Origin of the sequence: Massilia phyllostachyos, assembly GCF_021044825.1 — a bacterium.
GTDB lineage: Bacteria > Pseudomonadota > Gammaproteobacteria > Burkholderiales > Burkholderiaceae_D > Telluria > Telluria phyllostachyos.
The window spans coordinates 341,556-365,869 of the sequence record NZ_JAJNOC010000004.1; the positions used below are offsets into that span (position 1 = coordinate 341,556).

Genomic DNA, 24,314 nt, shown 5'->3' on the forward strand with positions numbered 1-24,314 from the left:
GTCGAAAGCGAGTACCCCATGGACTTCCTTTTCATCGGCGCCTTCCTCCTGTTCTTCGCGCTGACCTGGCTGCTGCTGGCCGGCTGCCATCGTCTCGGAGGCAAGCAATGAGTACCTTTTATATCGTCGGCGGCCTGGTCGCCGCCGGCCTGCTGGTCTACCTGCTGGTAGCCCTGTTCAAGGCGGAGGATCTGTAAATGTTCTCCGACTTCCTGCCGCTGCTCGCGGTATTCCTGATCGTCCTGCTGGTGCTGGGCTATCCCCTGGGCCTGTTCATGGCGCGCGTCGCCGACAGCGCCGCCGTTCCCGGCATGCGCTGGATGGGCAAGGTCGAATCGCTGTTCTATCGCGCCGCCGGCGCAGGCTCCACCGCCGCGCAGTCGTGGAAAGGCTACGCACTGGCGCTGGTGGCCTTCAATGCCGTCGGCGCGCTCGCCGTCTATGCGATCCAGCGCCTGCAGGCCTGGCTGCCGCTGAACCCCGAGGGCATGGCCAACATCAGCGCCGACTCCTCGTTCAACACCGCCGTCAGCTTCACGACCAACACCAACTGGCAGGGCTACAGCGGCGAACAGACCATGAGCATCCTGACCCAGATGGTCGCGCTCGCGGGCCAGAACTTCTTCTCGGCCGCCACCGGCATCGCCGTCGCCTTCGCCCTGATCCGCGGCTTCGCCGCCCGTTCCAGCAGCGCGATCGGCAACTTCTGGGTCGACCTGACCCGCGCCACCCTGTACATCCTGCTGCCGCTGTCCATCGTGTTCGCCCTGTTCCTGGCCAGCCAGGGCGTGGTGCAGGGCTTTTCCGCCCATGTCGATGCGCAGGTGCTCGACCCGGCCAGCTATACCCTGCCGGACACCAAGGAAAGCCTGAGCGCCGCCACCCAGGCCATCCCGATGGGTCCCGTCGCCTCGCAGGAAGCCATCAAGATCCTGGGCACCAACGGCGGCGGCTACTTCAACGCCAACTCGGCGCACCCCTTCGAGAACCCGAATGCGCTGACCAACTTCCTGCAGATGGTCGCCATCTTCCTGATCCCCGTAGGCCTGTGCTTCACCTTCGGGCGCATGGTCGGCGACATGCGCCAGGGCTGGACGGTGCTGGCGGCCATGACGATCCTGTTCGTCATCGCCGCCACCTGCGCGTACTCGGCGGAACAAGCGGCCCATCCCGCATTGAGCGCGCTCGGCATCGATGGGGGCGCGGGCAATATGGAAGGCAAGGAGACCCGCTTCGGCATCGCCGCCTCCAGCCTGTTCGCGGCCGTCACCACCGCGGCTTCCTGCGGCGCGGTCAACGCCATGCACGATTCCTTCATGCCCCTGGGCGGGATGGTGCCGATGGTCCTGATGCAACTCGGCGAAGTCGTCTTCGGCGGCGTCGGCGCCGGCCTGTACGGCATGCTGGTGTTCGCGATCCTGGCGGTCTTCATCGCCGGCCTGATGATCGGCCGCACGCCGGAATACCTGGGCAAGAAGATCGGCGCCTACGAGATGAAGATGGCGTCCGTCGTCATCCTGATCACGCCCTGCCTGGTCCTGATCGGCACCGCGATCGCGGTGGTGGCGGGGGCAGGGAAGGCCGGCATCGCCAACCCGGGCGCGCACGGCTTCTCGGAGATCCTGTACGCGCTCAGCTCCGCCGCCAACAACAACGGCAGCGCCTTCGCCGGCCTGTCCGCGAACACGCCGTTCTATAACACCCTGTTGGCGGTGGCGATGTGGTTCGGCCGCTTCGGCGTGATCGTCCCGGTGCTGGCGATCGCCGGCTCGCTCGCCGCGCGCCAACGCCTCGCCGCCAATGCCGGCACCATGCCCACCCACGGCCCGCTGTTCGTCGGCCTGCTGGCCGGCGCCGTCGTCCTGGTCGGCATCCTCAACTACGTGCCGGCGCTCGCCCTCGGCCCGGTGGTCGAGCATCTTCAGCTGTTCGCCAAATGATCATGAATACTCCTGTCATCGAAACTACCGTTCCCCAGGCGCTGCCGACCCGCCGCAGCCTGAACATGCTGGACTCGAAGCTGGTCGGTCCGGCCATCGTCGACTCTTTCCGCAAGCTGCATCCGCGCACCCAGCTGCGCAGTCCCGTGATGTTCGTGGTCTACGCGGGCAGCATCCTGACCACGCTGCTGGCCTTTGATGCCGCCGCGGGGCAGGGCGAGGCGCCGGTCGGCTTCATCGCCGCCACCGCCGCCTGGCTGTGGTTCACGGTGCTGTTCGCGAACTTCGCGGAAGCCCTGGCCGAAGGGCGCAGCAAGGCGCAAGCGGCCTCATTGCGCAGCCTGAAGCAGACCGTGATGGCCAAGAAGCTGCCGTCGCCGCACCATGGCGTCACCTGGTATCCGGTGAAATCCGAAGAGCTGCGCAAGGGCATGCATGTGCTGGTCGAAGCCGGCGACGTGATTCCCATCGACGGTGAAGTGATCGAGGGTGTGGCCTCGGTCGACGAAAGCGCCATCACCGGCGAATCCGCCCCCGTGATCCGCGAGTCGGGCGGCGACTTCAGCGCCGTCACCGGCGGCACCCGCGTGCTGTCCGACTGGCTGGTGGTGCGCGTCAGCGCCGACCCGGGCGAGACCTTCCTCGACCGCATGATCGGCATGGTCGAAGGCGCCTCGCGCAAGAAGACCCCGAACGAGATCGCGCTGACCATCCTGCTGGTGGCGCTCACCATCGTGTTCCTGGTGGTGACCGTGACCCTGCTGCCGTTCTCGCTGTTCTCGGTGGAAGCCGCAGGCAGCGGGCAGCCGGTGACGATCACCGTGCTGGTGGCGCTGCTGGTCTGCCTGATCCCGACCACCATCGGCGGCCTGCTGTCGGCCATCGGCGTGGCCGGCATGAGCCGCATGATGGGCGCGAACGTCATCGCCACCTCCGGCCGCGCGGTCGAGGCGGCGGGCGACGTGGACGTGCTCCTGATGGACAAGACCGGCACCATCACCTTCGGCAACCGCCAGGCCGGCGCCTTCCTGCCGGCGCCGGGCGTCAGCGAGCAGGAACTGGCCGACGTCGCGCAACTGGCCTCGCTCGCCGACGAGACGCCGGAAGGCCGCAGCATCGCGGTGCTGGCCAAGAGCCGCTTCAATATCCGCGAACGCGATATGGCGCAGCTACACGCCACGTTCGTGCCCTTCACCGCCCAGACCCGCATGAGCGGCCTGGATGCGGGCGAGCGCCGCCTGCGTAAAGGCGCCGCCAGCGCGATCCGCGCCCACGTCGAGGCGCTCGGCCACAGCTATCCGGCGGAGGTCGAAGCGCTGGCCGACGCCGCCGCGCGCCGCGGCAGCACGCCGCTGGTGGTGGCCGACGGCGGCCGCGTGATGGGCGTGGTCGAGCTGAAGGACGTGGTCAAGGGCGGCATCCGCGAGCGCTTCGCCGAGCTGCGCCGCATGGGCGTCAAGACCGTCATGATCACCGGCGACAACCGCCTGACCGCCGCCGCCATCGCGGCCGAAGCAGGGGTGGACGATTTCGTGGCGGAAGCGACGCCGGAGCAGAAGCTGGAGATCATCCGCCAGTACCAGCTTGAAGGCAAGCTGGTCGCCATGACCGGCGACGGCACCAACGACGCGCCCGCGCTGGCCCAGGCCGACGTGGCGGTGGCGATGGCCTCCGGCACCCAGGCGGCCAAGGAGGCCGGCAATATGGTCGACCTGGACTCGAACCCGACCAAGCTGCTCGAAATCGTCGAGATTGGCAAGCAGATGCTGATGACGCGCGGCGCCCTGACCACCTTCTCGATCGCCAACGACATCGCCAAGTATTTCGCCATCGTGCCGGCGGCATTCGTCGGCACCTATCCGGTGCTGCAGGCGCTGAACGTCATGCAGCTCGCCAGTCCCGCCTCCGCGATCATGTCGGCGGTGATCTTCAACGCCCTGATCATCGTGTTCCTGATCCCGCTGGCCCTGAAAGGTGTGCGCTACCGCGCGATCGGCGCGGCCAGCCTGCTGCGCCGGAACATGCTGGTGTACGGCCTGGGGGGCATCCTGCTGCCCTTCGCCGGCATCAAGCTGATCGACATGGCGCTGACCGCGCTGAATCTTGTTTGAGGACCTGACCATGCAATCCATTCTCCGTCCCGCGCTGGTGATGTTCGGCGCATTGACCCTGGTCTGCGGCGTCGCCTACCCGGTGCTGGTAACAAGCGTCGCCCAGGCGGCCTTTCCAGATGCCGCCAACGGCAGCCTGCTGAAGCAGGGCGATAAAGTGGTTGGCTCGCGCCTCATCGGCCAGTCGTTCACCGCCCCGCAGTACTTCTGGGGCCGCCCGTCGGCGACAGGCCCGATGCCGAACAACGGCGGCGGCTCGTCCGGCTCGAACCAGGGGCCGCTCAACCCGGCCCTGGGGGATGCGCTCAAGGGCCGCGCCGAGGCCCTGCGTGCGGCGGACCCGGCCAACGCGGCGCCGATCCCGGTCGACCTGGTCACCGCCTCGGCCAGCGGCCTCGATCCCGAGATCAGCCTGGACGGCGCGCGCTGGCAGGCGGCGCGCGTGGCCAAGGCGCGTGGCCTGGCGACCGACGACGTCCAGCGGCTGATCGACGAGCACGCCGAGGGCAGGGTGCTGGGCCTGTTCGGCGAGCCGCGCGTCAACGTGCTGGCCCTGAATCTGGCGCTGGACGGCCAAAAGCGCGATACTCGCTGAACGATGCAGCCGAACATTCCCCCTCGACCCGATCCCAATGCCCTGCTGGCGCAGATGCGCGAGCAGGAACGCAGCGCGGCGCGCGGCAAGCTGCGCATTTATTTCGGCGCCTCGGCCGGCGTCGGCAAGACCTACGCCATGCTGCAGGAGGCGCGCCGCCTGCAGGCCGAGGGCAGGCTGCCGCTGGTGGGCGTGGTCGAGACCCACGGACGCCAGGACACCGCGCAGCTGCTCGACGGCCTGGAAGTCCTGCCGCGCCGCCAGGTCGAGCATCGCGGCGTTCGCATCGGCGAATTCGACCTCGATGCGGCGCTCGAGCGCAAGCCCTCCGTGATCCTGGTCGATGAGCTGGCGCATTCGAACGCGCCCGGCTCGCGCCACCCGAAGCGCTGGCAGGACGTCGAGGAACTGCTCGACGCCGGCATCGACGTGCTCACCACGGTCAATGTCCAGCACCTGGAAAGCCTGAATGACGTGGTCGGCGGCATCGCCGGCATCCGCGTCGCCGAGACCGTGCCCGATTCCGTGTTCGACGAGGCGGCGGAAGTCGTGATGGTCGACCTGCCGGCCGACGCCTTGCTCGCCCGCCTGAAACAGGGCAAGGTCTACCAGCCGGCCCAGGCCGAGCGGGCCGCCGGCAACTTCTTCAAGAAGGGCAACCTGATCGCCCTGCGCGAGCTGGCGCTGCGGCGCACCGCCGACCGCATCGAGGACGACGTGCGCGCCTGGCGCATCGAGCAGTCGGTCGATGCGATCTGGAAGACCGGGGCGGGGCTGCTGGTGTGCGTCGGGCCGGTGGGCGGCGAGCACCTGGTGAGGAGCGCCGCGCGCATGGCCTCGCAGCTGGGCACCGACTGGCACGCGCTCCTCGTCGAGACGCCCCGCCTTGCGCGTCAGGCGGGCTCCGAGCGCGAGCGGATGCTGGCCACGCTCAAGCTGGCTGGCGATCTCGGCGCGCAGACGTCGGCCGTCTCCGGCGACGACGTGGCGCAGGCCGCGATCGACTACGCCCACAGCCATAACCTGTCGAAGATCGCGCTGGGCCGCAGCGAGGCGCGCTGGCCCTGGCAGCGTCAGGTCGCGCGCCGCCTGGCGCGGCTGGCCCCTGGCCTGGACCTGATCGAGATCGGCGCGCCGGCGGTCAAACCGCCATCCCCGCCGCCCGCGGGCCGCGATCCGGCCCCGCACACGCTGCGTCCGCTGCCGCACCTGATCGCCGCCGGCGCCAGCCTGCTTACCGCGGCCCTGGTTTCGCCGCTGCTGGCCTGGCTCGACCTGGCCAACATCGCCATGCTGTTCCTGCTGGTGGTGGTGCTGGTCGCGTTCCGTCTCGGCCGTGCGCCCTCGGTCACCGCCACTTGCGTGTGCGTGGCCAGCTTCGATTTCTTCTTCGTGCCGCCGCGCTTCACGATGGCGGTGACGGACTTCCAGTACCTGATCACCTTCGGCGTCATGCTTGCCGTCGGCCTGACGATCGGCCAGCTGACCGCCGGCCTGCGTTTCCAGGCGCGCGTGGCGGCCCAACGCGAGCGCCGCGTGCGTGCGCTGTACGAATTCGCGCGCGAACTGTCGGGCGTGCTGATGCCGGAACAGGTGGTGCAGGCGACGCAGGCGGTGGTCCAGGATTCCTTCGGCGCCCGCGCGCTGCTGCTCACGCCCGACCTCGATGGCAAACTGGTGGTGCCGGGCGACGCCTTGCCGGGCCTGGACGCCGGCATCGCGCAATGGGCCTTCGACCATGCGCAAAGCGCGGGCCTGGGCACCGACACCTTGCCGGCCAGCGCGCTGTTCTACCTGCCGCTGGTGGCGCCGATGCGCACCCGCGGCGTGCTGGCGATCGGACCGGACTCCAGCCGCTGGGTCCTGATCCCCGAGCAGCGCCGCCAGCTCGACGCCCTGGCCGCGCTGGCCGCGATTGCGCTCGAACGCGTGCACTACGTCGAGGTGGCGCAGTCGGCCCTGGTGAACATGGAATCCGAACGCCTGCGCAATTCGCTCCTGGCTGCGCTGTCGCACGACCTGCGCACGCCCCTGACCGCGCTGGTCGGCCTGTCCGAATCGCTGCTGCGCACCGACCCGCCGCTGGCCGACGGCCCGCACGGTGTCGCCCAGGCCCTGTACGAGGAAGCGCTGCGCATGAGCACCCTGGTCACGAACCTGCTCGACATGGCGCGCATCGAAAGCGGCCAGGTGCGCTTCAACCTCGAGTGGCAGGCGCTGGAAGAACTGGTGGGCGGCGCCCTGCGCGCCAGCCGCGTCGCGCTGCGCCACCACCAGGTGACGGTGCGCCTGCCGTCGAATATCCCGCTGCTGCGCTTCGACGCCGTGCTGATCGAGCGCGTGCTGTGCAACCTGCTCGAGAATGCCGCAAAATACACCCCTGGCGGCTCGCGCATCGAGGTGTCGGCGGCGCTGCGCAAGGACCTGGTGGACGTGATGGTCTACGATAACGGCCCCGGCCTGCCGCCGGGCAGCGAGGAACGCATGTTCGACAAGTTCACCCGCGGCGAGCGCGAATCGGCGCTGCCCGGCGTGGGTCTGGGGCTGGCGATCTGCCGCGCCATCGTCGAAGCCCACGGCGGCACGATCCGCGCCTGTGCTTCGCCATTAGGGGGCGCAGGCTTCGTGTTCTCGCTGCCGGCCGGCAGCCCGCCCGACATGCCCGAACCAGAACTGCCATTGGATAGCGCCCATGAGTGACAAGCCGACCGCCCTGCTGGTCGAGGACGAACCGCAGATCCGCCGCTTCGTGCGCGCCGCGCTGGAGCAGGAGGGCTGGCAGGTGTTCGAAGCCACGACCATGGCGCGCGGCCTGATCGACGCCGGCACGCGCCGTCCCGACCTGGTCGTGCTCGACCTCGGCCTGCCCGACGGCGACGGCATCGACTTCATCAACGACCTGCGCAAGTGGTCGGCAGCGCCGGTGATCGTGCTGTCCGCGCGCACGCTGGAAAGCGAGAAGATCCGCGCGCTCGACGCCGGCGCCGACGACTACCTGAGCAAACCCTTCGGCACCGGCGAACTGCTGGCGCGGGTGCGCGCGACCCTGCGCCGCCAGCGCCAGCCGGCCGAGCGCCTGGATGGCAGCGTGCGCTTCGGCAGCGTCGCGGTGTACCCGCAGGAACGCAGCGTCACGCGCGACGGCAAGCATGTGCACCTGACCCCGACCGAGTACCGGCTGCTGTCGGTCCTGGTCGGCAACGCCGGCCGCGTGATGACCAATCCGCAGCTGCTGCGCGCGGTATGGGGCCCGGGCCATGCCGAGAGCGGCCACTACCTGCGCATCTACATGGGCCACCTGCGCCACAAGCTGGAAGACGACCCGGCCCAGCCGCGCCACCTGCTGACCGAGACCGGGGTCGGCTACCGCCTCTGGCTCGGGCAGTAGCATCCATTCTCGCGCCGCTCGTAAACACCCTCGGGTAGACTTTGCAGACGTTCAATTTTGACAACGCTGCGGCGGTCTACCAGGCATGAGCGCAAACCTTACCGGACATCTCTTGGCGGACGACCCCGCACTGTCACCGCTCACCCGCGCCTTGGTGGCGCTGCGCGAGGAGGTGGTGCAGGCCTGGATGGATGCGGTACGCAGCGCCGTGCCGCAGGCGAAGGAGCTGCCGCTGCCGATCCTGGCGAACACGCTGCCGGCCTATTTCGACACCCTGGCCGCGCTGCTCACGCCCGGCTACCCGGCGCGCGTGCTGAACGACCTGGGCGCGGTGGCCAGCGAGCACGGGGGCGAGCGCGCCCGCATGACCGACTACGACGCCACCGCCGTGATCCACGAGCTGCAGATCTTCCGCGACGTGCTGTTCCGCGCGCTGCACGAGCACGGCGTGGCGCTCGGCGACGGCGGGCATGCGGCTGTGTCGGCGCACATCGACGCCTCCATCCGCGAAAGCGCCAACGCCTTCACCGTGGTGCAGGCCGCGCTGCGCGAGCAGTTCGTGGCCTCGGTGGCGCACGACCTGCGCACGCCCTTGTCGACCGCCCAGATGGCGGCCGAGATGATCAGCCATACCTCGAACGACCCGAACGTGCGGCGCTACGCCGAGAAGATCGTCGCCAGCACCCAGCGCATCGACGGCATGACGCGCGAGCTGCTCGACCGCATCGCCTTCTGCAAGACCGGCGCGGTGCGGCTGGAGATCCATCCGGTCGACATGACGGCGCTGATGCGCGAGGTGGTGCTGGCGGCGGCGAGCGCGCACCCGGTCGAGCTGACGCTCGAACGCGAGGGCATTGAGGGCTGGTGGTGCGGCGACGCGATCCGGCGCGTGGCCGAGAACCTGGTCAACAATGCGATCAAGTACGGCGCGCCGGATGCGCCGGTGCGCGTGACGGTATCGACCACGCCGGAGCGGGTCCAGCTGATGGTGCACAACGCGGGCGACCCGATCGCGCCCGAGGACAGCGAGAGCATCTTCCAGCTCTACCGCCGCGCCGGCAGCCGTGGGCCGGGCAGCGGCTGGGGTGTCGGCCTACCCTATGTGCGGCGGGTGGCCGAGGCGCACGGCGGCAGCGTGCTGATGTCGTCGTCGATCGACGACGGCACCACCTTCGTCATCGACATTCCGCTCGATGCGCGGCCCTTCGCCGGGGCGCCCAGCGCCGCCTGAGGCGTCAAGCCGAGGCCAGGCCCTGGCCGCCCACCGGCTCGGTCTCGAAACGCTCGCCGAAGCCGGCGATCAGCGGCCGGCCCTTGGCGATCGCGGCCTGCACCGCGGGCAGCGCCAGCGATCCCTTGTGGCTGGCCTGGCTATCCCAGGCTTCCGTGATCCAGAGCGCGTCCGCGTCCGTCTTGTCCCTGGCGATCACATAGCTCAGGCAGCCTTGCATGCCTGACGTCCCCTCCAGCAGGATGGCGATGAGGGCGTCGCGCTGGCCAGGCTGGGCGCGCATTTTTCCGATCAAACCGTACATGATTGCCTTTCTATTCGTGGATGCGGGGAGTATGCAGCGCCCGGCGGCGGCAGGCAATTCCGGTCGCATGGCGTATGTATGCTGGAGTATGATGTTTGTTTTGACAATCCGCCTTTTCGAACGGAGTCCCGATGCGACTTTCCCCGCTTGCCCTTGCCGCTTCCCTGACCTTCACCCTGTCCGGTGCCGCCTTCGCCCAGGCCCCGGCAATCTCCGAACCCGTGCTGCGCGCCCACCTGGCGCTGCTGGCCGACGACCTGCTCGAAGGCCGCGGCACCGGCCAGCGCGGTGGCGACCTGACGGTGCGCTACCTCGAGACCCAGGCCGCCATCCTTGGCCTCAAGCCAGCCTTCGGTAACAGCTATCTGCAGAAGGTCGAGATCGAAGGCACCCGCCTGCTGCCCGGCAGCAGCGTGGTGTTCGAAGCGGGCGGCAAGCGCATTGAACCGGTGCTGGGCAAGGACATCGTGTTCGGCACCTCGAGCGGCCGCACCGGCCTCGCTTTCGATGCGCCGCTGCTGTTCGTCGGCTACGGCGTGTCGGCCCCGGACGAACAGTGGGACGACTACAAGGGCGTCGGCGTCAAGGGCAAGATCCTGGTCATGATGGTCAACGACCCGCAGCCCACCGCCGAGGAACCGAACCGCTTCGCCGGCAAGGCCTACACCTGGTACGGCCGCTGGCTGTACAAGTTCGAGGAAGCGGTGCGCAAGGGCGCGGCCGGGGCGCTGCTGATCCACACGACGCCGTCTTCGTCCTACCCCTGGAGCGTGCCGGCCAACGGCTTCTCGCACGAGCGCTTCCGCCTGGCGGGGCCCGGTAATCCGGTCGAGGGCTGGCTGCACGAGGACATGGCGCGCACCCTGTTCGCGGCCGGCGGCTTCGACCTGGACACGCTGCGTGCACGGGCCGAACGGCGCGACTTCCGCCCGGTGGAGCTGAAGGTCAGTGCGAAAGTCGACCTGAAGTCGAGCATCCGCCAGGTCGCCCAGTACAACGTCGCCGGCGTGGTGCCGGGTTCGGATCCGAAGCTGAAGGCGCAGGCGGTGGTGTACTCCTCGCATTGGGATCACCTGGGCATGGACGACGAGGCGCGCGGAGGCAAGGACCGCATCTACAACGGCGCGATCGACAACGCCTCCGGCACCGCGGCGCTGCTGGCGATGGCGGAGCAAGCCGTGAAGAAGCCGGCGCGCCGCACCCAGGTCTTCCTGTGGCCGGCCGCCGAAGAGGCCGGCCTGCTGGGCAGCGCGGCCTATGTGAAGAACCCGGCGGTGCCGCTGGCGCAGACGGCGGCCGACCTGAACCTCGACAGCCTGAACTTCGCCGGCCGCACCCGCGACATCGGCGTGGCCGGCGCCGAGCGCAGCAGCCTGTACGAGACCGCGTCCACGGTGGCGAAAAGCATGGGCCTGAAGCTGGCGCCCGCGATTCCCGACCTGTCCGGCTCCTACTTCCGCGCCGACCACTTCAACTTCGCCAAGGCCGGCGTGCCGGCGTTCAACGTGGGCTCGGCCGTGTTCTCGGGCGACGGCCATTTCGAGTTCGCCCACGACCACGCCGCCAGCAGTGCGAAGCTGGTGGGCTTCAAGAAGGATTATCACCAGGTGAGCGACGAGTACCACGCCGACTGGGATTTGTCGGGGATGGTGCAGCAGGCGCAGTTCACGCTGAACCTGGGGTATGCGGTGGCGAATGCGCCAGGGATGCCGGCGTGGAAGAAGGGGGATCCGTTCGGGAGCGTCAAGCGCTGACAACTAACGCATCACTTCGTCCCGCTCCCTTTGCACGTCGCACCGGGACCAGGCGTCCCCCTTGGCCGGTGCCCAAGTTCGTCGAGCAGCCGCTACGGATGCAAAATTGGGCACCGGCCTTCGCCGGTGCGACGGTCTTGCGGGTAACGATATAAACAGTTAGCGGGTAGCGCGGCGTGCAGCCAGGACCGCCGGCGCCTCCTGCAGAATCGCCTCCAGCGCCGCCATATCCACCGGCTTGACCAGGTGATGATCAAACCCCGCCTGCGCGCTGTTCACCCGGTCCTGTTCCTGCCCGTAGCCCGTCACCGCCACCAGCAAGGCATCGCGCGTGCCGGGCAGCTGGCGCAGGCGGCGTGCCAGTTCGTGGCCGTCCATGCCGGGCAGGCCGATGTCGAGCAGGCAGACCTCGGGCGCGAAGGCCGGGGCGTGGGACAGCGCCGCTTCGGGCTCGTGCTCGACCGCGACCGTGTGGCCCTGGGCGCCGACGTACATGGCCAGGATCTGCGCCGCGTCGACGTTGTCGTCCACCACCAGCACCCGCAGGCCGCCGGCCGTGGCGCCGGGCTGTGCCGGCACGTCGGCGCCAGGCGCGGCTTCCTCGTCGGCCAGGCGCGGCAGGCGCACCGTGAAGATCGCGCCCATGCCCTGGCCGGCGCTGGCCACGCCGACGCTGCCGCCGTGCAGTTCGACCAGGCTGCGCACCAGGGCCAGGCCGATGCCCAGGCCGCCCGAGGAGCGGTCGGGCGTGCGCTCCCCCTGCACGAACATGTCGAAGGCGCGTTCCAGTTCGCCCGGGAGCATGCCGATGCCGTTGTCGCGCACCTCGAACGTGACCGCATCGGCGTCCAGCCCGAGCGCGACCTCGATGCGGCCGCCCGGTCCGGTGAACTTGGCCGCGTTGTGCAGCAGGTTGCCGACCACCTGCACCAGGCGCTTGCGGTCGCCCAGCACCCAGGCCGGCCGCGGCAGCAATTGCAGGTCGAGCGTGTGCTGCTTTTCGCGCACCAGCGCCTGCACCTGTTCGGCGGCGTCGACCACCACGGCGTTCAGGTCGGTGCGTTCCTTGGCCAGCACCACCAGGCCGCGCGTGACGCGCGAGACGTCGAGCAGGTCGTCGACGAGGCCGGCCATGTGGCGCGCCTGGCGCGCGATGATGCCGCTGATGTGCTGCACGCGCGCCGGGTCCAGGCTGGCCTGGCCGAGCAGCTGGGCGCCGGAGGCGATCGGCGCCAGCGGGTTGCGCAGCTCGTGGCCGAGCATGGCCAGGAATTCGTTCTTGCGCTGGTCGGCCTGGCGCAGCGCTTCCTCGGCGCGCACGCGCTCGGTCACGTCCTGCATGGTGCCGCGCAGGGCGACCACCCGTCCGTCCGCGCCGTGCACGCTTTCGCAGCGGTAGTCGAGCCAGATCGGGTGGCCGTCGGCATGGCGGGCGCTCAGCTGCAGCTGGCCGCTGCCGCCGCTGCGCGCCAGTTCCGCGGTGAGGCTGCGCACCTGTTCCCACGAGGCTTCCGACAGCACGGCACCGCGCTGTTCGGCGAAGGACGGCAGTTCGCGGCCGAAGATGTGAGGGACCGAGGCGGACACCTCGATCGCATGAGAGCCGAGGCGCCACTGCCAGGTGCCGAAGCGCGCCAGCACGTGGGTTTCGCGCAGCGCCGATTCCTTGGCCGACAGCTCGTTCGAACGCTGTTCGAGCAGCAGCGCCGCGGCCTGGATCGCGGCCGCCACGTCGGCGGTCTCGCGCACGTAGAACTGGTCGGCAATCCTGGGCTGCTCGCCGCGTCCCAGCGCCAGCGCCGGCGCCCCCAGCGCCTGCACCGAGCGCGCCAGCCGGCCGCCGATCAGCCACGCCAGGCACAGGCCGATCGCGAACAGCAGCGCGACGCCGCCTGCCACCCATGCCAGCTGCTCGGCCAGTTCCGCGCGCAGGGTTTCGCGCGGCAAGGCGATGGCGACGCCCCAGCCGGTCGAGCGCGAGCGCGCGAAGTGGGTCAGCACCGGCACGCCCTCCTGGCTGCGCGAGTCGATCACGTCTTCCTGGCTGCGATTCAATCCCGCGAGCAGGGGCGCGGTGACGCGCTTGCCGATCGATGCTTCAGGACGCAGGTTGCGGTTGAAGATGACGCCCCCGGCGTCGAAGATGGTCGCGACGGCGCCCTCGGGCAGGGCATCGGGCGCCAGGATGCCGCCGAAATACGCGCTCTGCAGGCCGATGCTCAGCACCAGCGGGATCGCATCGCCTTCACGCACCGGCATGTCGACGCTGACGGTGGGCTGGCGCGTCACCGCGGCGGTGAAGATCGGCGAGACGGCCGGCTGGCCGCTGGCGAAGATCTTGTCCAGCTGCGGCGATGGTTCGCGCGGCAGCGGCGTGCCCCATTCGACCGCGGTGTTGACCAGTTGCTGACCCTCGCGGTCGCGCAGAACCATCACCATGCCGCCGCCGGCCAGGCCGAGCGCCTCGCGTGCCTGCTGGTGCACGCGCGCGAAATCGCGTGCCTCGATCGCATCCAGGACGGTCAGGGTCTGGCCCACGGCCTGGGCCTTGTTGAGGCGGTTCTCGACGTTCAGGACCAGCGCGCGCACCGTCTGCAGGGTCTTGCGCTCGACTTGCGCACGGCCCTTCTGGTACTCGTTGACGAACAGGAGCGTCGCGCCGATCACCCCCGGCAGCAGGGTCGCCAGGACCAGCCAGAGAAGGTAGGCGCGCAAGGGCCTGCGGGCGATGGATGTCAAGGTCACGGATTCAGGGGCGGCGATAAGATCCCCCGATTCTACGTGACATTGCGCCAAGGCACTGTCTTTACGTGCGAGGCAGGGCTCAAGCGCCGTCGATGTCCAGCTCCGGCGCCTGGCGCCGGGACCGCAGCGCCGCCTCGTGCGCCGGTTCGGCTTCCGGCTCGAACGGCGCCAGCTCCTCGTGCACGCTGGCGCCCATGCCGCTCACCAGGGCGCGCAGGGCCGGGACGGCGCGGATGCGCAAGCCCCATGGGCAGACTTCGGCGGCGATCCGGCGCCGTCCGAGCAGCAGGGCGCAGCGCGCCAGCACCGCCGGGTCGGGGCAGCGCAGCGCATAGGTCGGTTCCGGGGCGGCGACCACCCGCACCACGCGGCCGTCGTCGCCGCGCAGCAGGTCGCCGTGGCGCAGCCGGCTGCCGCCCGGCATCGCCAGCGCCACCGCCTCGCCCGAGGCCAGCAGCGCGCGCAGGCGGGTGCGTCCGCGCCGGTCCCAGGGCAGGGCCAGCACGCCATGCACCCGGGCCGCGTGGCCGATGCGGTCGGTGAGCGTCAGGAGGGGCGGGGCGATCATGGACGGCGGGTGCGCGGGAACAGCGTCTTGTACCAGATCGCGGCGGCGCGCCAGTGGCCGTTCGGGGTGCAGGCGAAGTCGGGCAGGCTGCCGGCGCGCGTGAAACCGGCGCGCTCGACCAGCTGCTCGGCGCCGCAGCCTGCCTCGATCTCCAGGTGCAGCAGGCCGCGGCGCAGTCCCAGCGCCTCGATCTCGGCCGCCTGCAGCAGGGCGGTGCCGAGTCCCTGCCGGCGCGCGGTGCAGTGCACCAGCAGGGTCTGCAGCTCGGCGCGGTTGGCGCCGTTCGGTTTCTGGCACAGTTCGAGCTGCACCGTGCCGACCAGCATGCCGTCGCGCTCGGCTCCCAGCAGCACCCGCACGCCGCGCGCCACGTCTCCTTCGATGCCGCGCCAGTAGGCGTCGAGCTGGTCCTGGTCGAGCCCGGCCAGGAAGCCGAGCGAATGGCCGTCGGCGACCGCGTCCAGCAGCAGCGTTCCCAGCTGGGCGCGCAGCTCACTGGCGCCGCGGGCGTCGAGTCGGTGGATGATCATGGGCCCTCCGTCAAATATGCCGGATTTGATGCATGCAGGATGCGTGCCAGCTCGGCCGTGGCGCCGCTGCGGGTCAAACGTTGTAGGCGCGCCATACTCCGCACCGCAAAAGTGAAATATTTTCCGGCTCTTGCATCTTCTCCATCGCCTCCGCACCAACTTGGACGTAATGTACTTGTTGCGCTACAGCAATTAACAAATCGCAGTCAAAAGAAAGGGATACCACCACATGGACGCAGCCAAGACCACCGAAGAGAACGAAGTGCTGTCCTTCCGCCTGGCGAAGGAAGAGTACGCGATCAGCATCCTGAAAGTGCAGGAGATCCGCGGCTACGAAGAACCGACCCTGCTGCCCAGCGCGCCGGCCTGCATCAAGGGCATCCAGAACCTGCGCGGCTCGATCGTGCCGATCGTGGACATGCGCATCCTGTTCAAGCTGGGCGAGCCGACCTACGACCAGTTCACGGTCGTGATCGTCCTGAACATCAAGAACCACGTGATCGGCATGGTGGTCGACAGCGTCTCCGATGTCGTCACCCTCGAGCCGGAGCAGGTGCGCGCGGCGCCCGAGATGGGCACCACCGCCGACGGCGACTACATCACCGGCCTGGGCACCGTGGGCGAGCGCATGCTGATCCTGCTCGACATCGACCGCCTGATGAGTTCCGAGCAGCTGGGCCTGATCCAGGCGGTGAAGCAGGCCGCCTGAAGCGACACAACCCCGCGGGCAGGGCTGCCCGCACCTGAAGAGAATCTGATGAACCTTGCAAACCTGAACATCGGCAAGCGCCTGGGACTGGGCTTCGCCACCATCTGCCTCATGCTCGTCGGCATGATCGCCATGAGCAATGCGATGCTGGGCCGGATCAACGCCGGCACCGACGAAATCGTCAACAACCGCATTCCCCGCATCGAGGCCAGCACCCGCATCGACGGCGAGGTCAGCGACATCGCGGTCGCGCTGCGCAACATCATGCTGAGCGAGGAGCAGGCCGACCGCCAGAAGCAGAAGGAAGAAGTGCTGGCTTCGCGCAAGGAGATCGACCGCCTGCTGGACGAGATGGACCGCACGCTGCAGCATCCGCGCGCGCGCCAGCTGCTGGCCGAGATGAACGGCCATATCGACCGCTACGCCGCCGGCCAGGACCAGCTGATGAAGCACGTCGACGCCGGCCTGCACGAGGAAGCGCGCCAGTACCTGGCCGAGGAGCTGCGTCCGCTGCTGGCCAAGCTGAAGGCGGCGATCAACGAACAGATCACGCTGCAGAAGTCGATCGCGATGGACAAGGCGCGCGAGGCCCAGCAGACCTACGACAGCACCATGCGCCTGATGTGGGGCCTGGGCGCGGTGGCGCTGGCGCTGGCCGGCGTGGTGGCGTACCTGATCACGCGGTCGATCACGGTGCCGGTCCAGCGCGCGCTGGAAGTGGCGAACACGGTGGCGGCGGGCGACCTCACCAGCCGCATCGAGGTCACCGGCCGCGACGAAGTCGGCCAGCTGCTGCAGGCCCTCAAGGCGATGAACGAGAACCTGGCGCGCACCGTCGGCAACGTGCGCCTCAGCACCGACACCATCAACGTGGCCGCCTCGGAAGTGGCGGCCGGCAGCCAGGACCTGTCGAGCCGCACCGAGCAGCAGGCCTCGTCGCTGGAAGAGACCGCGTCCTCGATGGAAGAACTGACCTCGACCGTCAAGCAGAACGCCGACAACGCGCGCCAGGCCAACGTGCTGGCCGACGCGGCCTCCTCGGTCGCCGAGCGCGGCGGCGCGGTCATCAGGCAGGTGGTCGGCACCATGGCCGACATCGACGCCTCGGCCGGCAAGATCGGTGACATCATCGGCGTGATCGACGGCATCGCCTTCCAGACCAACATCCTGGCGCTGAATGCGGCGGTCGAAGCCGCCCGCGCCGGCGAACAGGGCCGCGGCTTCGCCGTGGTGGCGACCGAGGTGCGCAACCTGGCCCAGCGTTCGGCCGCCGCGGCCAAGGAGATCAAGGAACTGATCAACGCTTCCTCGAGCCGGGTCGCGGACGGCAGCCGCCTGGTGGCCGAAGCCGGCAGCACCATGCAGGAGATCGTCGACAGCGTGCGCCGCGTGACCGACATCATGGGCGAGATCAGCTCGGCCAGCCTGGAACAGACCGCCGGCATCGAGCAGATCAACCAGGCCGTGGCCGAGATGGACAACGTGACGCAGCAGAACGCCGCGCTGGTCGAGGAAGCGGCGGCCGCCGCCGAGGCGATGCGCGAACAGTCGTCGCGCCTGACCGCGGCGATGGCGGTGTTCCGCATCGATGCCGGGCAAGCCGTGAAAACCGCGGCACTCCCGCAGCGCGCCCCGCAGGCCCTGTTGGCGTAGGGTGGACGGTCCTCCGCCCACGCGTTCAACGGACGGATTCGAACCACGGAGCGGGCCGGGATACGTAATTTGATCGCGTGGGCGGAATCCGCCCACCCTACAAATTCAACCCCCGAAAAAAAACGGCAAGCCGATTGGCCTGCCGTTTTTTTTGTTCAACCGCTGCGCTTAGAACGAGTGACGCACACCCACGTTGAACACCGACGGATCCGAGCCGAGCGCGGTGGTCGGCGGTGCGAAGGTGCCGCCCGCCGACGCGACGCCGAACACGCCGCGGCCGTTGTTGCGCACCTTGGCGTAGCTGCTGTACAGGTTGGTGCGCTTGGACAGGGTGTAGCTGTAGGCCAGCGAGAAGCCGTTGCCCTTGGCGCCGGTCTCCAGCTTTTGCTGGTGCACCGAGGCGTAGAACTTGTTCGGGCCGGCGGTGTAGACGCCACCCACGGTGGTGTACTTGTACTCGTTGTTCGGGCCCGACGGATCGGCTTCCAGGTAGGCCGCGCGGAAGTCGAAGGCGCCGGCGGTGAAGCCCGCGCCGAAGGCGACTTCCTTGTTGTTCGGACCGAGCTGGGCGTCGGTCTCCTGGTAGCCGGCGCCCAGGTAGATCGGGCCGTTCTTGTACTCGACCGCGGCGCCGTACAGGTCGTTCGACGGATCGACGTTGCGCTCGCCCGCGCTGTAGGCGGCCAGCACGGTGAAGCCGCTCATGGCGTCGCTCCTGTAGTTGACCGAATTCGACAGGCGGCGGGTCAGGCGGCCGGTGCCGAAGCTGGTCAGGGTCGAGCCGTAGAAGCCGTGGCCCAGCGGGTCGGCCGATTGCGCGACGGCGGCGATCGGACCGTATTCGCGGCCGACGGTGATGGTGCCGAAGGAACCCTGCAGGCCGACCACGGCGCGGCGCTGGAAGGTGCCGGCGGCGTCCGACGCGCCGTTGTCGAGGGCGACGCCGGCTTCGATGTTGAAGAGCGCCTTCAGGCCGTTGCCCAGGTCCTCGGTGCCGCGAAAGCCGATGCGGCTGGTGGATTGGGTGCCCGAGCTGATCACGGTGCGGTGGCCTTCGCCCGGCGCATCGGTGTCTTCGATGCCGACCGAGGCGTCGGCGATGCCGTAGATCGTCACGCTGGTCTGGGCATGGGCTGCCAGCGGCAGCAGGGTCAGCAGGGCAAGTGCCAGGCTAGTCTTCTTCATTGGTGGTCTCCAGTTGTGTGTGTGCGTCCGTTTTGGAACGTTGGTGCGGGAGTGGGTATTAGTCAAAAAGCAGCTTTGTCAGACAGTCACGTTACCAGCACCATCGAAATGATGCCAATAAACATTTGCAATTTCCTTACACGTTTTCTGGCAAGCATCGCCGTGTGGCTAAAATGCCGCAGGATTTGGAACAAGTTATACGTGTAAGTACGTAGTCCTGTTGTGTTTATGTAACAGGCCCACCGTTTCCCTCCCTCGCGCGGGCGATCGAGGGCGCGTGCTAGCATCTTGTCATCCTGATCATCACGGCCCATCGGCCGACTCACGCGAGGACTCCAGCACGTGCGACCCGACATCACGCAAGCGCCCTTCGGCCAACTGCCGGACGGCAGCGCCATCACCCAATTCACGCTCGCCAACGCCAACGGCCTGGTGGCGAAGATCATCGACTTCGGCGGCGTCATCACCGAACTCCATGCGCCCGACCGCGCCGGCCTGCTCGCCGACGTCGTGCTCGGCTTCGACAGCCTGGAACCCTACCGCAGCGACAGCCCCTACTTCGGCGCCCTGATCGGCCGCTACGGCAACCGCATCGCCAAAGGCCGCTTCACACTCGACGGCCGGGAAATCCAGCTGCCGACCAACGACGGCAACAACCACCTGCACGGCGGCGCCCCCGGCTTCGACAAGGTCAAGTGGCAGGCCGCCATCGAGGGCGACAGCCTGCGCCTCTCCTACCGCAGCGTAGAGGGCGAGCAGGGCTATCCGGGCAACCTGGACGCCACCGTCACCTACACGCTCACCGACGACAACGAACTGGTGGTGCGCTTCCACGCCGTCTGCGACCGCGCCACGCCCATCAACCTGACCCAGCACAGCTACTTCAACCTGGCCGGCGGCGGCGACATCCTCGGCCACCTGCTGCAGATCGATGCCGACACCTTCACGGCCATCGATGCCGAGTCGATCCCGCTCGGTGAACTGGCGCCGGTGGCCGGCACCCCCTTCGACTTCCGCAGCCCGCGCCCGATCGGCAGCCGGATCGATGAAGACGACCAACAGCTGCGCAACGGCCAGGGCTACGACCACAACTTCGTGCTGAACAAACCGGCGCCCAAGGCCATGACCCGTGCGGCGCGCGTGGTCGACCCGGGTTCGGGCCGGGTGCTGGAACTGTTCACCGAAGAGCCGGGCGTGCAGTTCTACAGCGGGAACTTCCTCGACGGCTCGCTGGTGGGGAAGGGCGGCGCCTACCGGCACCGCACCGGCTTCTGCCTGGAACCGCAGCACTTCCCGGATTCGCCCAACCAGCCGCAGTTCCCGAACGTGATCCTGCGTCCGGGCGAGGAATACACCACCGAATCGCGCTTCCGCTTCTCGGTCGAAGCTTGATGGACGCCTTCCTCGACGGCCGGCACGAGCTGGGCGAGTGCCTGCTGTGGTGCGAGCGCACCGGGCGCCTGGTGTGGACCGACATCCCGGCCGCCCGCCTGTGGGCGTGGCGGCCCGCCAGCGGCGAGACCCGCAGCTGGCCGATGCCGGAACGCCTGTGCTCCTTCGCCCTGACCGGCAGCGACGACCGCCTGCTGCTCGGCTTCGCCTCCGGCCTCGCTTTCTTCACCTTCTCGACCGGCGCCATCAAGCGCATCTGCGAGGTCGAGGCGCACCTTCCATCGACGCGCCTGAACGACGGCCGCTGCGACCGCCAGGGGCGTTTCGTGTTCGGCATGTTCAACCAGGACGACCCGAAACCGGCGCTGGGCGGCTTCTACCGCCTGAACCTCGACCTGTCGCTCGAGCGCCTGCCGATCGGCACGGCGGCGATCGCCAACAGCATCTGTTTCAGCCCCGACGGGCGGCGCATGTACTTCGCCGACTCGGCCACGCGCGAGATCCGCCATGCGCCCTACAACCCCTGCAGCGGCGAGGTGGGCGAGCCGCGCACCTTCGTTGGGCGTGACGTGGCGCCGGGCGAGCCGGATGGGTCCTGCATCGATGCGCAAGGCTATCTGTGGAGCACGCGCTGGGGCGCGGGGCAGGTGATCCGGTTCGCGCCGGACGGCCGCATCGACCGCGTCGTGCAGCTCGACGCGCCGCAGCCGAGCTGCCCGGCCTTCGGCGGGCCGGGGCTGTCCACGCTGTACGTAACGACAGCGCATCAGGGCATGACGGTGAACGACCGCGCCGCGGCGCCGTTCTCGGGCGCTTTATTTCGCAAAGAGCTCGATGTGCGCGGCCTTCCCGAAGCCCGCTTCCTCAGCGCAGCGTAGGGTGGACCGGGGCGCGCAGCCGGGTTTCCCGTCCGCGCGTTCAACTCCCGCTTGAACAGAAGTATCGTCCACTTCTGAGCTGGTTGAACGCGCGGACGGCGAAGCCGTCCACCCTACAAGGTCAAGCCGCCTGCCGCATAGGCAGTGTCGTCTACGTGGGCCCGATCGCAGCCAGCGGCCCGCTGGCCGGCATGAAGGCGGGCAGCAGCCAGCGCATACCGATGAACGAAGCGAGCGCGAGTCCTGCACTCAGCTGCCATGGAAGTTGGATCAGGCTCCGTTGCCCCTTCCTGCGTTTGCGACTACCCATCTCATCTCCAGATGTTGTTTTGTGGAAATATAGCCCAACCATTTGTTCCGGTGAAGGAGAAGTTGCCCAGGCCCCGCGCCTGATGCCGGCCGCATACAGCATGACATTCTGTCTACTCGACTGTAACGCGCGCGGCCTCAAGTGATTGACCGCTATAATTTCGCGATTACAAAAGTTAGCGGCGAGACAACAAAAGTCGGCGACAGGGTTCCCATGCCTGCGACCGGCGCCGTGCGGAATCGAACTGGGGCATCCTGATGAGCATCCAACGCAGTTTTTCCCTCCTGCCGGAAGGCGGGACGGCCGTCGCCAATGCGCCGGCGGCCCAGGCCGAGCTTCCCTGTCCCGTGTTCCCGTCCGTGAAACCGGATAACTGGCCCGAGGGCATGCAGGCGATCGCCGACCTGATCGTCGCCTCCCACTTCCCCATGTTCATCGCCTGGGGACCGGAGCTGCGGATGTTCTACAACGACGCCTACGCCGAGCTGCTGGGCGAGAAGCACCCGCAAGCGATGGGCCAGCCTTTCCCGCTGGTGCGCCCCGAATTGTGGCCGCAGCTGCAGCCCAGCGTCCTCGATGCGATGGCCGGCAACGCGGTCCGCCTCGACAACCTGATGACCGGCATCGTGCGCAACGGCCGCATCGAGCGGCGCTATTTCTCGGCCTCGATCACGCCGGTGCGCCACAACGGCGACGTCATCGGCATTTATTTCGTGCTGTCGGACACCACCTCGCGCGTGCAGGCCGAGCATCGCCACGCCTTCCACCTGAAACTGACAGACACCCTGCGCGGCCTGGTCGACACCGCCGCCATCATGGAAGCGGCGAGCAGCCTGCTCGGCGAATTCCTCGGCGTGGCGCGGGTCGGCTATGGCGAAGTGAACATGGTCGATCGCAGCGTCAGCGTCGACCGCGACTGGACCGACGGCAGCGTCGCCAGCCTGGCCGGCGAGTCGCGGCCGCTCGACGCCTTCGGCCCCGGCATCATCGCCCAGCTGCGCGGCGGCCGCAGCCTGCGCCTCGACGACATCGCGCTTGATGCGCGCGCGGCGCCGTATGCGAGCGGCTACGCCAGCATCGGCACGCGCGCGATGGTGATCGTGCCGCTGATCGAGGAGGGCCAGATGGCGGCCATCTTCTACCTGCACGAGCCGCAGGCGCGCCACTGGACCGACCAGGAAGTGGCGCTGGCCGAGGACGTGGCGCGCCATACCCGCGAGGTAGTGCGCCGCGCGCGCGTGGAAGAATCGCTGCGCGACGAGAAGCGCGTGCTCGAGATGGTCAACCGCACCGGCCAGGCGCTGGCCTCGACGCTCGACCTCGAGACCCTGCTGCAGGCCATCACCGATGCCGGCACCGAGCTGTCCGGGGCGCGCTTCGGCGCCTTCTTCTACAACGGCGAGGACGCGCAGGGCCGGACCCTGCAGCTCTACACCCTGTGCGGCGCCGCGCTCGAAGACGTCGAGTGGCTCGGCATGCCGCGCGCCACCGGCATGCTGCGCCCGACCTTCGACAACGACGGCCCGGTGAGGAGCAGCGACATCACCTGCGACCCGCGCTACGCGGCGCTCGGCGTGGAGAGCAGCATGCCGCCCGGCCACCCGGCGGTGCGCAGCTATCTCGCGGTGCCGGTGGTGTCGCGTTCCGGCTCGCTGCTGGGCGGCCTGCTGTTCGGCCACCCGGAGCCCGGCGTGTTCACCGAGCGCACCGAGCGCATCATCGCCGGGGTCGCGGCGCAGGCGGCGATCGCGATGGACAATGCGCGCCTGTACGAGGTGGCGCAGAAGTCCGCGCGCGAACGCGACGACTCGCTGCGCAGCGAGCGCGCGGCGCGGGTCGAGGCCGAGCGCCTGAGCCACACCAAGGACGAATTCCTGGCGATGCTGGCGCACGAGCTGCGCAATCCGCTGGCGCCGATCAGCAGCTCGGCCAGCCTGCTGTCGATGCAGTTCAAGGACGAGCCGCGCATCCGCCAGACCAGCACCATCATCAGCCGCCAGGTGCGCCACATGAGCCGCCTGATCGACGACCTGCTGGACGTCTCGCGCGTGACGCGCGGCCTGGTCAAGCTGCAGCTCGGCGTGGTCGACTTCCGCGACATCGTCGCCGGCGCGCTCGACCAGGCGCGCCCGCTGCTGCAGGAGAAGGAGCACGCGGTCGCGCTGCACCTGCCCCAGGAGCCGGTGTACGTGCGCGGCGACCAGACCCGCCTGGTGCAGAGCGTGGCCAACATCCTGAACAACGCCGCCAAGTACACCCAGCGCGATGGCCGCATCGCGCTGCGCCTGGAGGCGGCCGATGGCCGCATGTGCCTGACCGTGTCCGACAACGGTTCCGGCATGCCGGCGGAACTGGTGCCGTGCGTGTTCGACCTGTTCACGCAGGGCGCGCGCACGCTGGCGCGCTCGCAGGGCGGCCTGGGACTGGGCCTGACCCTGGTCAAGCGCCTGGTCGAGCTGCACGGCGGCGAAGTCGGCGCCGCCAGCGGTGGGGTGGGGCAGGGCAGCAGCTTTACCTTGCACCTGCCCTGCGCCGAGGCGCCCCTCGACGGCGCCTGCGCTCCGGCCCTGGAAGAACCCGGCGCCGCGCCGCTCGCGCGCCCCCTGCGCCTGGTGCTGGTGGACGACAACGCCGACGCCGCCGACAGCCTGTCCACCCTGCTGGGCGTGCAGGGCTACCATACGGCGGTCGAATACGACGCCCGCTCGGCGCTGCGCCGCGCCCGCGCCGAACGGCCCGACGCCATGCTGGTCGACATCGGCCTGCCCGACATCGACGGCTACCAGCTGGCGCAGCAGCTGCGCGCGATGCCCGAGACCAGCGCCACGGTGCTGGTGGCGATCACCGGCTACGGCCAGGCGGGAGACCGCGAGCGCGCCATCGGCGCCGGCTTCGCCCACCACCTGGTCAAGCCGGTCGACATGAACGCGCTCGCTCGCGTGCTCGAGGCGGTCGCCACCCAGGCCGCGCGGCAGGGAAGCGCCAGCTAGTTCGCCGGGACGCGGTTATCATTGGACGTTC

General features: G+C 69.0%; 19 protein-coding genes. 14 read left to right on the forward strand and 5 right to left on the reverse strand.

Features of this window, described 5'->3' with window-relative positions; all coding sequences use genetic code 11:
* Positions 1-18: 18 nt before the first annotated feature.
* From LQ564_RS14720 to LQ564_RS14755, 8 genes are all read left to right on the forward strand, one after another.
* Positions 19-111, forward strand: coding sequence for a potassium ABC transporter ATPase (locus tag LQ564_RS14720; protein ID WP_231058846.1), 93 nt, complete (start codon positions 19-21; stop codon positions 109-111).
* Complete coding sequence (gene kdpF / locus LQ564_RS14725; RefSeq protein WP_231058847.1) at positions 108-197, forward strand: K(+)-transporting ATPase subunit F; 90 nt, start codon at positions 108-110, stop codon at positions 195-197. The genes LQ564_RS14720 and kdpF overlap by 4 nt, the downstream gene beginning before the upstream one ends.
* On the forward strand, positions 198-1,940 hold the full coding sequence (gene kdpA, locus LQ564_RS14730; protein ID WP_231058848.1) for a potassium-transporting ATPase subunit KdpA: 1,743 nt from the start codon (positions 198-200) through the stop codon (positions 1,938-1,940).
* Between the two features lie 2 nt (positions 1,941-1,942).
* On the forward strand, positions 1,943-4,051 hold the full coding sequence (gene kdpB, locus LQ564_RS14735; RefSeq protein WP_269143546.1) for a potassium-transporting ATPase subunit KdpB: 2,109 nt from the start codon (positions 1,943-1,945) through the stop codon (positions 4,049-4,051).
* A gap of 10 nt (positions 4,052-4,061) precedes the next feature.
* Entirely contained in the window at positions 4,062-4,646 is a 585-nt protein-coding gene (kdpC, locus tag LQ564_RS14740) for a potassium-transporting ATPase subunit KdpC (RefSeq protein ID WP_231058849.1), read from the forward strand.
* A 3-nt stretch (positions 4,647-4,649) separates the two neighbouring features.
* Positions 4,650-7,346, forward strand: coding sequence for a DUF4118 domain-containing protein (locus tag LQ564_RS14745; protein ID WP_231058850.1), 2,697 nt, complete (start codon positions 4,650-4,652; stop codon positions 7,344-7,346).
* Positions 7,339-8,034 carry a two-component system response regulator KdpE gene (kdpE, locus tag LQ564_RS14750; RefSeq protein ID WP_231058851.1) on the forward strand — a complete coding sequence of 232 codons (696 nt, stop codon included), beginning with the start codon at positions 7,339-7,341 and terminating at the stop codon, positions 8,032-8,034. The genes LQ564_RS14745 and kdpE overlap by 8 nt, the downstream gene beginning before the upstream one ends.
* An 85-nt stretch (positions 8,035-8,119) precedes the next feature.
* The gene (locus LQ564_RS14755) at positions 8,120-9,265 is read left to right on the forward strand and encodes a sensor histidine kinase (protein WP_231058852.1); all 1,146 of its coding nucleotides are present in this window, start codon (positions 8,120-8,122) and stop codon (positions 9,263-9,265) included.
* Between the two features lie 4 nt (positions 9,266-9,269).
* Here LQ564_RS14755 and LQ564_RS14760 read toward each other — a convergent pair whose 3' ends face one another.
* The gene (locus tag LQ564_RS14760) at positions 9,270-9,569 is read right to left on the reverse strand and encodes a putative quinol monooxygenase (RefSeq protein WP_231058853.1); all 300 of its coding nucleotides are present in this window, start codon (positions 9,567-9,569) and stop codon (positions 9,270-9,272) included.
* 131 nt (positions 9,570-9,700) lie between these two features.
* Between LQ564_RS14760 and LQ564_RS14765 the strand changes: the two genes are divergently transcribed.
* A complete protein-coding gene (locus tag LQ564_RS14765) occupies positions 9,701-11,323 on the forward strand; it encodes a M28 family peptidase (RefSeq protein ID WP_231058854.1) in 1,623 nt (540 codons plus the stop codon).
* A 159-nt stretch (positions 11,324-11,482) separates the two neighbouring features.
* On the opposite strand, the gene LQ564_RS14770 is transcribed toward LQ564_RS14765, so the two are convergent.
* The 3 genes from LQ564_RS14770 to LQ564_RS14780 form a co-directional block, all read right to left on the reverse strand.
* Complete coding sequence (locus LQ564_RS14770; RefSeq protein WP_231058855.1) at positions 11,483-14,068, reverse strand: hybrid sensor histidine kinase/response regulator; 2,586 nt, start codon at positions 14,066-14,068, stop codon at positions 11,483-11,485.
* A 79-nt stretch (positions 14,069-14,147) separates the two neighbouring features.
* Positions 14,148-14,636 (reverse strand): urease accessory protein UreE, encoded by a 489-nt coding sequence (locus tag LQ564_RS14775; RefSeq protein WP_231058856.1) that lies wholly within the window; start codon positions 14,634-14,636, stop codon positions 14,148-14,150.
* On the reverse strand, positions 14,633-15,166 hold the full coding sequence (locus LQ564_RS14780) for a GNAT family N-acetyltransferase (protein WP_231058857.1): 534 nt from the start codon (positions 15,164-15,166) through the stop codon (positions 14,633-14,635). The genes LQ564_RS14775 and LQ564_RS14780 overlap by 4 nt, the downstream gene beginning before the upstream one ends.
* Positions 15,167-15,395: 229 nt before the next feature.
* Between LQ564_RS14780 and LQ564_RS14785 the strand changes: the two genes are divergently transcribed.
* Together LQ564_RS14785 and LQ564_RS14790 are read left to right on the forward strand one after the other, a co-directional pair.
* On the forward strand, positions 15,396-15,875 hold the full coding sequence (locus tag LQ564_RS14785; RefSeq protein ID WP_231058858.1) for a chemotaxis protein CheW: 480 nt from the start codon (positions 15,396-15,398) through the stop codon (positions 15,873-15,875).
* Between the two features lie 48 nt (positions 15,876-15,923).
* Positions 15,924-17,528, forward strand: a complete 1,605-nt coding sequence (locus tag LQ564_RS14790) for a methyl-accepting chemotaxis protein (RefSeq protein WP_231058859.1) — start codon at positions 15,924-15,926, stop codon at positions 17,526-17,528.
* A gap of 168 nt (positions 17,529-17,696) precedes the next feature.
* Here LQ564_RS14790 and LQ564_RS14795 read toward each other — a convergent pair whose 3' ends face one another.
* Positions 17,697-18,713, reverse strand: coding sequence for a porin (locus LQ564_RS14795; RefSeq protein WP_231058860.1), 1,017 nt, complete (start codon positions 18,711-18,713; stop codon positions 17,697-17,699).
* A gap of 342 nt (positions 18,714-19,055) precedes the next feature.
* Here LQ564_RS14795 and LQ564_RS14800 point away from each other — a divergent pair, with 342 nt between their 5' ends.
* The 3 genes from LQ564_RS14800 (at position 19,056) to LQ564_RS14810 (ending at position 24,283) form a co-directional block, all read left to right on the forward strand.
* A complete protein-coding gene (locus LQ564_RS14800) occupies positions 19,056-20,105 on the forward strand; it encodes an aldose epimerase family protein (RefSeq protein ID WP_231058861.1) in 1,050 nt (349 codons plus the stop codon).
* A complete protein-coding gene (locus tag LQ564_RS14805; RefSeq protein ID WP_231058862.1) occupies positions 20,105-20,983 on the forward strand; it encodes an SMP-30/gluconolactonase/LRE family protein in 879 nt (292 codons plus the stop codon). Before LQ564_RS14800 ends, LQ564_RS14805 begins: the two co-directional genes overlap by 1 nt.
* 567 nt (positions 20,984-21,550) lie before the next feature.
* Entirely contained in the window at positions 21,551-24,283 is a 2,733-nt protein-coding gene (locus tag LQ564_RS14810; RefSeq protein WP_231058863.1) for a hybrid sensor histidine kinase/response regulator, read from the forward strand.
* Positions 24,284-24,314 lie beyond the last annotated feature (31 nt).